The 12465-nt window shown below is 36.4% G+C and carries 11 protein-coding genes; 6 read left to right on the top strand and 5 right to left on the bottom strand.

What is annotated here, in order from left to right; genetic code table 11:
* Nucleotides 1-2: 2 nt before the first annotated feature.
* Nucleotides 3-1067 (bottom strand): sensor histidine kinase, encoded by a 1065-nt coding sequence (locus LX80_RS03790; protein WP_111293727.1) that lies wholly within the window; start codon nucleotides 1065-1067, stop codon nucleotides 3-5.
* Nucleotides 1068-1239: 172 nt separating this feature from the next.
* Here LX80_RS03790 and dxs point away from each other — a divergent pair, with 172 nt between their 5' ends.
* Nucleotides 1240-3165 carry a 1-deoxy-D-xylulose-5-phosphate synthase gene (gene dxs / locus LX80_RS03785; protein WP_111293987.1) on the top strand — a complete coding sequence of 642 codons (1926 nt, stop codon included), beginning with the start codon at nucleotides 1240-1242 and terminating at the stop codon, nucleotides 3163-3165.
* A 30-nt stretch (nucleotides 3166-3195) separates the two neighbouring features.
* Here the strand turns inward: dxs and LX80_RS03780 are convergent, their stop codons facing one another.
* Together LX80_RS03780 and LX80_RS03775 are read right to left on the bottom strand one after the other, a co-directional pair.
* On the bottom strand, nucleotides 3196-3606 hold the full coding sequence (locus tag LX80_RS03780; protein WP_111293726.1) for a 6-pyruvoyl trahydropterin synthase family protein: 411 nt from the start codon (nucleotides 3604-3606) through the stop codon (nucleotides 3196-3198).
* Nucleotides 3607-3675: 69 nt separating this feature from the next.
* Nucleotides 3676-4938, bottom strand: a complete 1263-nt coding sequence (locus tag LX80_RS03775) for an alkaline phosphatase family protein (RefSeq protein WP_111293725.1) — start codon at nucleotides 4936-4938, stop codon at nucleotides 3676-3678.
* 67 nt (nucleotides 4939-5005) lie between these two features.
* On the opposite strand from LX80_RS03775, the gene mqnB reads away from it, so the two are divergent.
* A complete protein-coding gene (mqnB, locus tag LX80_RS03770) occupies nucleotides 5006-5749 on the top strand; it encodes a futalosine hydrolase (RefSeq protein WP_111293724.1) in 744 nt (247 codons plus the stop codon).
* A 22-nt stretch (nucleotides 5750-5771) separates the two neighbouring features.
* Nucleotides 5772-6614, top strand: a complete 843-nt coding sequence (locus LX80_RS03765) for a 1,4-dihydroxy-6-naphthoate synthase (RefSeq protein ID WP_111293723.1) — start codon at nucleotides 5772-5774, stop codon at nucleotides 6612-6614.
* A 15-nt stretch (nucleotides 6615-6629) separates the two neighbouring features.
* Here the strand turns inward: LX80_RS03765 and LX80_RS03760 are convergent, their stop codons facing one another.
* A complete protein-coding gene (locus LX80_RS03760; RefSeq protein WP_111293722.1) occupies nucleotides 6630-7943 on the bottom strand; it encodes a cryptochrome/photolyase family protein in 1314 nt (437 codons plus the stop codon).
* Nucleotides 7944-7988: 45 nt separating this feature from the next.
* Nucleotides 7989-8843 (bottom strand): aminotransferase class IV, encoded by an 855-nt coding sequence (locus LX80_RS03755; RefSeq protein WP_111293721.1) that lies wholly within the window; start codon nucleotides 8841-8843, stop codon nucleotides 7989-7991.
* A gap of 46 nt (nucleotides 8844-8889) precedes the next feature.
* Here LX80_RS03755 and LX80_RS03750 point away from each other — a divergent pair, with 46 nt between their 5' ends.
* The 3 genes from LX80_RS03750 (at nucleotide 8890) to LX80_RS03740 (ending at nucleotide 12446) form a co-directional block, all read left to right on the top strand.
* A complete protein-coding gene (locus LX80_RS03750) occupies nucleotides 8890-9987 on the top strand; it encodes a Nif3-like dinuclear metal center hexameric protein (RefSeq protein WP_111293720.1) in 1098 nt (365 codons plus the stop codon).
* Nucleotides 9988-10105: 118 nt separating this feature from the next.
* Nucleotides 10106-10861 carry a zinc ribbon domain-containing protein gene (locus LX80_RS03745; protein ID WP_111293986.1) on the top strand — a complete coding sequence of 252 codons (756 nt, stop codon included), beginning with the start codon at nucleotides 10106-10108 and terminating at the stop codon, nucleotides 10859-10861.
* A 205-nt stretch (nucleotides 10862-11066) separates the two neighbouring features.
* Nucleotides 11067-12446 (top strand): tetratricopeptide repeat protein, encoded by a 1380-nt coding sequence (locus LX80_RS03740; RefSeq protein WP_170120369.1) that lies wholly within the window; start codon nucleotides 11067-11069, stop codon nucleotides 12444-12446.
* Nucleotides 12447-12465 lie beyond the last annotated feature (19 nt).

The following is a 12465-nucleotide window of genomic DNA, read 5'->3' as shown; positions in this document are numbered from 1 at the left end:
TTCTATTTAAAAATATTTTTTTCAACTTGAACCGGTAGTCTTACTTTGGCTTGTACGGTATGTTCATCAATTGCTTTCAACTCAAATTTAGCATCTTTGCCGTACAATAAATTTAAACGGGTTTGCGTACTGGTAATTCCAAAGCCTTCCGTATTGTTTTCAATTTTTAAAGTTCCTGAATTTTGCACAATTAATTCGTGATAATTTTCATTAAAATCGGAAACAATTTTAATAGTACCGCCATTCATTTGCTGCCCAATACCATGTTTAATGGCATTTTCAACCAAAGTTTGCAACATCATTGGTGGAATGGGTTGGTCTAAAGTATCTTCATCAATGTCATATTCTACCTGTAATCTTTCCTCAAAACGAATATGTTCCAGCGCTAAATAATCTTTTACAATATTTAATTCCCGTTCAAAAGGTGCCAATTCCAGTTTTTCGGAATGCATACTACTTCTCAAAATATTACTTAATTCGGTAATTGCCGTTCTGGCTCGTTGAGGATTTTCATCAACCAAAGCCCTAATACTATTCAAAGCATTAAAAATAAAATGTGGATTAATATGCGATTTAATGGTTTTCAATTCCAATTCCTTCACAAGGCTTTGTAAGCGAATTTTATCAAGTTCATCTCTCCTGCCTTTTTGAATATAATGGTAGGTGAAGTAAATAAAATTCCAAATAATGTAAAAAAGCGAGGTGGTTAAAAGCGACCTTACTACCCTGTTTAAATAACTAAACTGCTTTAACTGAGGTAATTCCCAGTTAAAAAAGTTAATAATGGATACAAACACCAATGAGTCAATGAATGCAAATACCAACGCGGTAAGCAGCAAAAGGGAAATTTGTTTCTGCAAATCAAATCGCATTATATTAAAACCCTTAATAACCGTACGCATTATGTGGGTAATAATTAAGCCTAAAATAGCATCGGTAAATAAACTTTGGAAAAAGTATGGTTGTGGCTTAGAACGTATGGCAAAATAGAAAAAAGTCCAAACTAATGTATATGCTCCCCAACCCAAAATCTGGCACCACCAGTATGTTGATATTTTGTTTCTCATGCAGTATGAAAATAGGGCGAAATTATTTGCCGAATATAAGTATTTTGATTAAAGGCAAAATTTCAGTGATTTTTGGTTGAAGCAGCTTCTATAGAAACTGAACCAAACCAATTTTGCCGTGTTTATTTAAGTTGACTTGAATTTATTATTTTTACATTTTAATTTTTTTCAAATGAATATACAGCCCGGCGAATTATTGAAATCAATTGATTCACCTAACGACTTAAAGAAATTAAGCCGTACTCAACTACATCAGGTTTGTGATGAATTAAGGCAATACATTATTGATGTGGTAAGTGTTTATGGTGGGCATTTTGCTGCCAGCTTGGGCGTGGTTGAACTTACTGTTGCATTACATTACGTTTATAATACACCATACGACCAACTGGTCTGGGATGTAGGCCATCAGGCCTATGGCCATAAAATTTTAACCGGCAGAAGAGACAACTTTATCACCAATCGCAAATACAAAGGGCTGAGCGGTTTTCCTAAAAGGTCAGAAAGTGAGTATGATACTTTTGGTGTCGGGCACTCTTCTACATCTATTTCTGCAGCATTAGGCATGTCTATTGCAGCAAAATATAAAGGCGAAAACAGAAAAAGTGTTGCCATTATTGGCGATGGCAGCATGACAGCCGGAATGGCTTTTGAAGCCATGAACCATGCAGGTGTTGCTGATAGTGACTTGTTGATTATATTGAATGACAACTGCATGAGTATTGACCCCAACGTGGGTGCTTTAAAAGAATATTTAACGGATATTACCACTTCGCACACCTACAATAAAATGCGCGATGAAATTTGGAATATCCTGGGAAAATTACCCGCCGGAAAAAATTTCAGTAGAGATATTGCCAGTAAAGTAGAAGCCGGATTGAAGGGAATGGTAAGTAAAAGCAGCAATTTATTTGAATCTTTAAAAATTCGCTATTTCGGCCCAATTGATGGACATAATATTACCAAACTGGTTGATACTTTAAAGGACATGCGTGATATTCCCGGGCCTAAACTACTGCATGTTATTACTGTGAAAGGAAAAGGTTATGCCTTGGCTGAACAAGATCAAACCAAATGGCATGCACCCGGACTATTTGATAAGGTTACCGGTAAAATTTATAAAAAACATTACGATACACCTCAACCTCCTAAATATCAGGATGTATTTGGCCATACAATAATAGAATTAGCCGAAAAAAATAAAACCATTATGGGTGTAACCCCGGCTATGCCCAGTGGTTCTTCCTTAAAATTTATGATGGAAAAAATGCCCGATCGTGCTTTTGATGTGGGCATTTGCGAACAACATGCCGCTACTTTAAGTGCAGGTTTGGCTACACAAGGTATGCGGGTGTATTGTAACATCTATTCTTCCTTCATGCAAAGGGCTTACGATCAGGTAGTTCATGATATTGCCATTCAAAAATTACCGGTTGTACTTTGTTTAGATCGTGCAGGGTTGGTGGGCGAAGATGGCCCAACACACCATGGATGCTATGATATTCCTTATTTCCGCTGTATTCCCAACATGATTATTAGTGCCCCCATGAATGAACAGGAATTGCGGAACTTGATGTACACAGCACAATTGCCTTCTACCCAAATGCCATTTGTAATTCGTTATCCACGAGGCGAAGGTGTTATGCCGAATTGGAAAACACCTTTCGAGGAACTTGAAATTGGAAAAGGTAGAAAACTAAAAGATGGTAAAGATTTAGCAATACTCTCTATTGGTCATCCGGGTAATTTTGTTCAAGCTGCCATACGCCAATTAAGAACAGAAGGTATTGATCCTGCTCACTACGACATGCGTTTTGTTAAACCTATTGATGAGGCCTTATTGCACGAAGTATTTAAAAATTATTCCAAAATAATTACGGTAGAAGATGGTGCCATTACCGGCGGCTTTGGTAGTGCTGTTTTAGAATTTATGGCTGAACACCAATACCAGGCAACAGTAGTTCGTTTAGGAATACCCGATAGGTTGGTTGAACATGGCACGCTGAAAGAATTACACAAGGAATGCGGTTATGATGCCGATGGCATTGCCTCCACAGCCCGTAATTTATTAAGCGAAAAAGTAGCTATTCAATTTGCTTAGAAGTAAATAATGGATGGAATTAAACACGCATTATTCCCCAAAATATTCAACATATATTCTGGCAGTTTCATATAGCTTAATGCAATGAAGTTGAACATTTTCGGGCAAGTGTGGTTGTAATTGCTCCCAAATGGCAATAGCCAAATTTTCCGTGCTGCACATTTTGCCCAGCATAAAATCAACGTCCAGATTTAAGTTCTTATGGTCTAATTTGTCAATTACTTTTGTTTTAATTAATTGACTCAATTTTTTCACATCATATAGAAAACCTGTTTCCGGATCTGGATTGCCTTTAATGGTTACAAATAAATCATAATTATGGCCATGCCAATTTTCGTTAGCACAAACGCCGAAAACTGCCTCATTTTTTTCTTTACTCCAATTGGGATTGTATAATTTATGCGCAGCGTTAAAATGTTCCTGACGGGTTAAATACACCATTCTACACTAATATTTGCCGCAAAGGTAGCATTTGCACCAAATAATTACAAGGGCCTATGAAATTCTCATTTATTTAGCCGATGTTGTATTAGAAGCTGTGTACCAGGTATTTACGCAATTATGTGCACCTTGAATAACCAATTTTAAAACCGCCGTTTGCTCTTTTGGTAAGGGCATTTCAAAGCTTTGTTGTTGATTGGGAACAGTTGCAATTAAAGTGTAATGATCAGTTCCGCCTGTTTTAAATTGATTGGTGGTAGCTGCATAAATTTTTACCGTACCGGTATCTTCTAATGCCTGCCATTTTAGTTGAAGAGAATTGCTTTTTAAAACCACCCAAGGTTTTGCTACCGATACCGCACCTATTAATGGAACACCATCTAATTCATACTGCAATAAAGTTGGAATACTTACATGCATGAACCGGGCAATAGTGGGATAAATATCTACCACTGCCGGCTCATCTTTATGGGCATAATTATTTAAATTTTTAGTATTTAAAATCATCCAGGTCGTTCTTTCCCGTTCCGATTGCCCACCATGATTACGACCGGTTTGTGCATCACGACCATGGTCAGTGGTAATAACTACTAACCATTTTTCGTTAAAATTTTTTTCTCTATACTGCACTGCCTGCCATATTTTGTTCATTTGTGCATCAAAATAAGTAAGTGCATTGTGGTAATCTGTACTATTAGTACCATGCATATGTCCCATATCATCCGTATACTCCAAATAAATCCATGAGGCATCAGGACCATTCTTCTTAATAACGCTATCGGCTTTATGTATTACCATTTCATCAATGCGATGCATGTAGCTGTGTGCAGCATCGTGTGGAAAATGTAAAGTATCTAATTCAAAGCCATCAAAATAAAAATCAGTAGTATAATCACCGGCCTGTGGTAATCCATCACCTAATAATTTGGTTCTGTTATCTAACCAACTGGAAAAAACAGCCACTTTTTTTTGCGGATATTGCTCTTTCAGCAAACGAAGTATGTGCTTGTAATGATAGTTGGGATTTTGAACATTATTTGAAAACACATTATGCTTATATGCCCATGTACCGGTTAATAAATTATTATAACCCGGTGCAGAAATAGTTGGCATTTGCGAATAAGTTTGCAGTATTCCACCGGTAAATGAACGCAAATAAGTGCCCGAATCAATAATTTTCTGCAAAGCAGGTTTGTTCATATTTTCAATCATATCTGCAGGAATACCGTCTGCAATTACAAACAATACTTTGTGTTGAGGTTGTGCATCAGCAGCCTGAAAACCCCAAAAACAAAACATTATGCAGCAAAAAAAAGCCTTGTATATTTTCATTTCAACTAATTGAAATGTAAAATTGACGATTTAACTTTTTTGTGCTCATTATTTTATTGTAAACAAAATGAGTACAAGCCATTTACAACAATTAATTTTACAAATTGAATTTTTAAAAACTATAGCTGTAATCAAGGCTACAACATTAGGTATGAATATTTGGATAATAGCTGCAACTGATTTTGAAATACAGGCCGCCAAAAAGGTTTTATTAAATGAAACTTTTGAAAACTGCAGTGTACATTTTTTAACTACCGGTGTAGGCATGTTATTGTCAGCAGTAAAACTTACACAATTATGCCTTGAACAAAAGCCCGATTTGTTATTACAAGCAGGTGTTGCAGGCAGTTTTACGAACAATTTTCCACTTAATAGTTTAACCATTGTTGAACAAGAAGCATTTGGCGATTTAGGCGTAGTGGAAGATACAGTTTGGAAAGATTTGTTCGATTTGAAATTGCTATCGAAAAATGAAGTTCCATTTAAAGATGGTTTTATTATAAACCAACATATTGCAAAATGGAATGTTACAAATTTGCCGAAAGCTAATGCAGTAACAGTTAATACCATTACAACTGAACCGCATCGCATAGATTTACTTCAAAAAAAATATGCTGCACACATTGAAACGATGGAAGGCATTGTATTACATTATGTAGGTGCCTATTTTCAAATTCCCTATTTGCAAATAAGGGCTATTTCCAATTTTGTGGGTGAACGCAATAAACAAAACTGGACCCTGCAAGCGGCCATTGAGCAATTAAATAAACACTTGGTGGCATATGTTCATGCAATTAATAAAAACAGATAATTAGTTAATAAAATTGAGCGGTATGAAATACACATTGGGTTTTTCGCCTTGTCCTAATGACACCTTTATTTTCGATGCATTAGTCAATCATAAAATTGATACAAAGGGAATTGAATTTGAAGTAATGTTGGAAGATGTAGAAACTTTAAACCAATGGGCCATTCAGCAAAAGCTCGACTTTTCAAAAATCAGTTATGGCGTATTACCCATTGTTGCCCGCAATTACCTGCTATTACAAAGCGGAGGTGCATTGGGGAAAGGTGTAGGCCCACTGTTAATTAGTTTACCCAACAATCCTTTATTTCTAAAGCATCCCGAAAAGGCAACTGTAGCTATTCCCGGTGAAAATACCACAGCACATTTGTTGTTTTCAATGACATACCCAATGGTAAAAAACAAGAAAATGATGGTGTTTAACGAAATTGAAAATGCTGTGCTTAGTGGCGATGTGGATGCCGGTGTAATTATACACGAAAACCGTTTTACCTATTTGCAAAAGGGATTAATGAAACTGAAAGATTTAGGTGAATATTGGGAACAGACTACTCATGCACCCATTCCTTTAGGTGGTATTGTTGCCAAACGTAACATACCCTTACCGATTATTCAACAAGTTGATGCTTTAATTAAAGAAAGTGTAACATATGCTTACAATAAACACTATAATGTACCCGCAGATTTTGTGCAAGCACATGCGCAGGAAATGGACCCGATGGTAATGCGTCAGCACATTGATTTGTATGTAAATGATTATTCAAAAGCATTGGGTGAATCGGGTAAAAAAGCGGTAATGACTTTATTGAATACCTACCGGCAAATGCACAATAACGCTAACCCATTGCCGAAGGATATATTTGCTGATTAATACACCAACTAAGCATTAAATTTTATTTTTTAATACTTTACCATACACTTCCAATGCTCTTTTACGGGCAATTTCATGTTGAATGATGGGAGCAGGATAGTCAAAACTATCTAATTCCGGCACCCATTTCCGAACGTATTGTAAGTTTTTATCGAATTTTTCTGTTTGCAGAGCAGGATTAAAAATTCGAAAGTAAGGTGCCGCATCGCAGCCGCTGCCTGCTGCCCATTGCCAACCGCCGTTATTTGCTGCAAAATCAAAGTCTAACAATTTTTCAGCAAAATAGGCTTCACCCCAACGCCAATCAATTAATAAATGCTTGGTTAAAAAAGAAGCTACAATCATTCGTACTCTGTTATGCATGAATCCGGTAGTATTCAATTCACGCATACCTGCATCAACAATAGGATAACCGGTTTTACCCATACACCATTTTTCAAAAGCTGTTTCATCATTTAACCATTCAATTTGGTCATAAATTAACTTAAACGATTTTCCGGCACGCACATGTGGAAAATGATAGAGAATAGCATGATAAAAATCACGCCAAATTAATTCATTCAAAAAAGTATCATTTAATTGTTGTGCTTTAGCAGCTAATTGTCGAATACTAATGGTACCAAAACGCAAATGCAATCCTAACCTTGATGTACCCTGAACAGCCGGGAAGTTTCGTTGTGCATCATAATGCCGAATTAATACTTCATCAACCTTTTGTGGTGGAATTGCCATATTACTTGGCAAAAAACCTAATGATGCTAATGTGGGAATAGTTGTATTATGCAAATGCACAAGTTGTGTTGATTGCAATTTTATGGGATACGATTTTATGTAAAATGAACGCAGCAAAGCTTTCCATTTTCTACTATATGGGGTGAAGACGGTATAAGGCGCGCCATCATCTTTTAACACCTCGCTACCATCAAATATAACATGGTCTTTATAGCTATGGAACCCTGCACCCAGCTGAGTTACATAATCAGCAATAATTTTATCGCGTTCGTAAGCATATTGTTCATAATCGCTGTTAGTAAATACATTTTTAATGGTATATTTTTCAGCAAGTTGTTGAAAAGCCTGCAACGGAGTACCATGATGAATGTACATACCACTGTTATACTTTTTAAGATGCACATGCATATCTGCTATGGTGTCATAAATAAAATTTACACGTGCATCATGTTGATTACTAAGCTTATTTAAAATATTTGTATCAAATACAAAGAGTGGTATAACGGGATATGGTTGACGTAAGGCATGGTATAGTGCTGCATTATCATGCAATCGCAAGTCGCGCCTAAACCACATAACGGTAACTTCAGGTTTCATGTTCCAATCAAATTGCTTCCCTAACAAATAATAAGCCTGAATTGTTTACTGATTCCATAGGGGAGCAATAAATTTTTCATACAATAATGGAGCAGTTTGGGTTTTGTAATGTACATCATTCACTTCTTTAACCCACTTTATACCAAAAATGGTATTGGTAAAAAAAACTTCAGATGCATTTAATACATCATCCGGCGAAATGGTAGTTTCTTCAACCGGAATGTTTTCCTCTCTTAAACACTTTAATAAATATTTACGCATAATTCCGCCCACACAACCTTCGGTAAGTGCAGGAGTTTTAATTACACCATTTTGAACAATAAACACATTCGCAATTGTAGTATCGGCAACATTGCCTTGTGCATTTAACACCAAAGCATCATTTAGCTTATTTTCTTTAGCCCAATAGGCAGCCATGGCATAACACAAATAATTGTTGCTTTTTATATGCGAAAATGCATCATTTATTTTTCGGGCATCAGTATGTATACCCACTACCAGCCCATTTTCGTTTAGCCGGTTATTGGCACTGTTTAAATCCCATGTTTGAATAACATAATTGGGAAAATCGTTTTCGGGATCATACAATCCACCATCACCACGAGCAATAGTGATACGTACACGGGCTGCTTTTTTATGATGATTTTTCTTGGCCACTTCCAAAACCTGCTCTTGAAAAGCATCGGTAATAAAGTAGTTGGGGCGGTTAAAATGCAGTTGTTGTAATGAAACAAATAATCTTTCTAAATGCATGGTATGCAAACAAATTTTACCATTCAGCATTTTTAAGGTTTCAAAACACCCATCGCCATAACGGAAGGAACGATTGCTGACAGAAATTACCGACTTTTCATTTTTATACAATTTGCCGTTGTAATTGAAGTAGCCATCAGGTTGCATAGCTGAAAATTAATTAGTTTTATTTTGCAGTTATATTTTACAGTATATGAAAATAGGAGAAATTACCCAAACGCTAAGCAATTTTGCACCAACGGCTTATCAGGAAAGCTATGATAATGTTGGCCTGCTGGTTGGCAATGCCAATAACACCTGTTTAGGTATTATTTGCACACTTGATGTTACAGAAGCAGTTGTAAAAGAAGCTTTAGAAAAAAATTGCAATTTAATTGTTGCGCATCATCCCATTATTTTTAAAGGGTTAAAAAGAATTAATGGCTATACCGACGCTGAAAAAGCCATTATTTTAGCCATTCAGCACAACATTGCTATTTATGCCATACATACCAATTTAGATAATGTATTACCTGGAGTAAATAGTAAACTGGCGCAAAAATTAGGTTTATTACATACGCAAATACTATTGCCCAAAACAAATGGGCTTTGTAAGTTATACACTTTTGTACCCATTGCTTATGCCGAAAAGGTAAGAAATGCTTTATTTGAAGCCGGAGCCGGAAAAATTGGCGCTTATAGCGAATGTAGTTTTTCAGTGCCCGGCAATGGAACATTTAAGGCCGGCGAAGGCACCAATCCCTTTGTTGGAAAAATTTTGGAAAGACATTTGGAAAAAGAGGAAAAAGTAGAAGTAATTTTTCCGGCAGTGCTACAAAATGCCATTATTAATGCTTTAATACAAGCCCACCCTTATGAGGAGGTGGCTTATGATATTGTGGCCCTTGAAAATGAATTTAGCCGGGTTGGCAGTGGCATTATTGGACATTTAGCCGAACCTAAAGATGCCGCCAAATTTCTATCGGACTTAAAAGCCATAGTTGGGGTTGCTGTTATCAAACACTCACCCATTTTGGAAAAACCCATTCAAAAAATAGCCATTTGTGGCGGGGCCGGCAGTTTTTTAATAAGCCAAGCCATTCAGGCAGGGGCTGACATTTTTATTACTGCCGATTTGAAATACCACGAGTTTTTTGAGGCCAACAATAAGTTAATTTTGGCCGATATTGGCCATTGGGAAAGTGAGCAATTTACCATTGATTTATTGGCAGAGGTTTTACAAACCAAATTCCCTACCTTTGCCGTCCTTAAAAGTGCGGTAAGCACTAACCCGGTTCATTACTTTTTATAAAAAAGCTACTGATGCCAAGCCAACCGAACGATGAACGGATTGCGACGCAACAGAAGCCCGATAAGGATTAATGCAGCCGGTAACCAAAAAAAGTAAACACAAAAACACAATATACAATATGGCAACAGCGAAAGAATTTTCTGTAGAAGAAAAACTGGTAGGCCTTATTAAGCTGCAAAAAATTGACAGCCAATTAGATGAATTTAGAATTTTAAAAGGCGAATTACCGATTGAGGTGAGCGATTTAGAAGATGAAATTGCCGGCATTTTAAGCAGAAAAAACCGCATTGAAGAAGAAATTAATGGTATTTCGGAGTTTATAGATCAAAAAAAACAAGCCATTGCCGAGAGCGAGGCTTTAATTAAGAAATACGAAAAACAAAGCGACAACGTAAAAAACAGTCGTGAGTTTGAAGCTATTTCCAAAGAAATTGAAATGCAACAATTGGAAATTAAATTGTGCGAAAAAAATATTAGAGATGCTAATGAAGAATTGGCCGGAAAAGTTAAACAATTAGAGGCTGCGAAAAAACAAATTGCTACCAAAGAGAGCATTTTGACCGTGAAGAAAAGTGAATTGGAAAAAATTATTGCCGAAACCGAAAAAGAAGAACAACACTTTAAACATTTAAGTGATGAGGCGCGTAAAGGTATTGATGAGCGCTTATTATACAGCTACGACCGCATTAGAAACAGCTACCGCAATGGTTTAGCGGTTGTGCCTATTGAAAGAGATGCTTGTGGTGGATGTTACAATGCCATTCCGCCCCAACGCCAAAGCGAAATTAGAATGCATAAAAAAGTTATTGTATGCGAAAACTGTGGTCGTATTTTGGTTGATGCCGACTTGAATGATTCAGTTACCGTAAAATAATTTTGATATTAACTTTTTTATAATTGAGCAGGGGCTTTGAACAAAAGCTCCTGTTTTATTTTGCAGCATTATTTAAACTGTACTTATTATTGGCATGAAAAATATCGGCCTTGTCATTTTTGCAATTTTATTATTTACAAGCAATTGCTTTGCTCAATACAGCTTTGACTTTAGCCCTGATTGCAGGCAAGCCTATAACGAAATAATGCAACTGCAAATTGGCAAAGGTTATCGTTACATAGAAAGTGCACAAAAAAACAACCCGCAAAATTTAATTCCTGCATATTTATCAAGCTATATTGATTTTTTTATCCTTTTTTTAAATGAAAACCCACAGGAATACGCTCAAAAAAAAGATGTATTTGACGAAAGAGCTGCATTAATGCAAAAGGGAAACAAAAACTCGCCTTGGTACTTGTACACACAAAGTGTTTTATACCTTCAAAAAGCAGCGGTAGCCATTAAATTCGGTGAAACATGGACAGGAGGTTGGGCTTTCAGAAAATCGTTTTTATTGGTAAAAGAAAATCAAAAAAAGTTTCCCGATTTTTTACCTAACCAATTAATTTATGGGGCATTAGAAGCCGCTGTTGGCACAATTCCCAAAAATTATAAATGGTTAGCATCATTATTAGGCATGCGGGGCTCGGTTAACGAAGGCATGCAAAAAGTTACCAACTTTGTTTACAGCAATAACGAGTGGGCACAACTAATGCAAATTGAAGGTGCTTTTATTTATGGATATTTAAATTTTTACTTAGAAAATAAAAAAACTGAAACCGTTAATTTTTTAAAATCGGGGAAGTTTGATTTGGTGCACAACCATTTAATGGCCTATATGGCTGCTAATTTGGGGAAAAATGATAAGCAAACCGAATTTGCCAAGCGTGTTATTTTAAACCGTAGCATGGCTTCGGGATATTTAGAAACACCGGTATGGCATTTAGAAATGGGCTACAATTTGCTGAACCACTTACAATATGCCGATGCGGCAAGGGAGTTTAACGCCTTTGTGCAAAATTTTAAAGGAAAATTTTATGTAAAAGACACCTACCGACGTTTAAGTTGGTGTTATTTTTTAATGGGCAATATGCCTGCTGCCGAAAACGCCCGCAAACAAATATTGAAATTTGGCAGTACCATGGCCGATGCCGATAAAGAAGCACAAAAAGAAGCACAAACAAATAAATGGCCCAATGCTACTTTGCTGAAAGCTCGGTTATTGGATGATGGCGGCTACAGAGAAGAAGCACTTCAAATGCTTAATCAAGTTTCCATTAACAGCTTTTCTGATATTGCCGACCAATTAGAATATACCTATCGCATGGGCAGAATTTATGATGGCTTAAATAATTACAATAAAGCTGTTGAATATTATAATCAGGCCTACAATATGGGCAAATTAAGAACCGAATATTACGCGGCCAGAGCAGCATTACAAGCCGGAATGATTTATGAAAAAAACAACAATAAAAAAGAAGCCATTCGTTACTACCAATTATGCCTCGACTTGGGTGAGCATGATTACAAAAGTTCGTTAGACCAACGCGCCAAAAGTGGTATTGCCCGTTGCACAGGTCAGTAAATATTATTTACCCGTTTAA

The organism is Hydrotalea sandarakina (genome assembly GCF_003254115.1).
Taxonomy (GTDB): Bacteria; Bacteroidota; Bacteroidia; order Chitinophagales; family Chitinophagaceae; genus Hydrotalea; species Hydrotalea sandarakina.
This window is presented reverse-complemented; position numbering and strand designations above follow the sequence as displayed.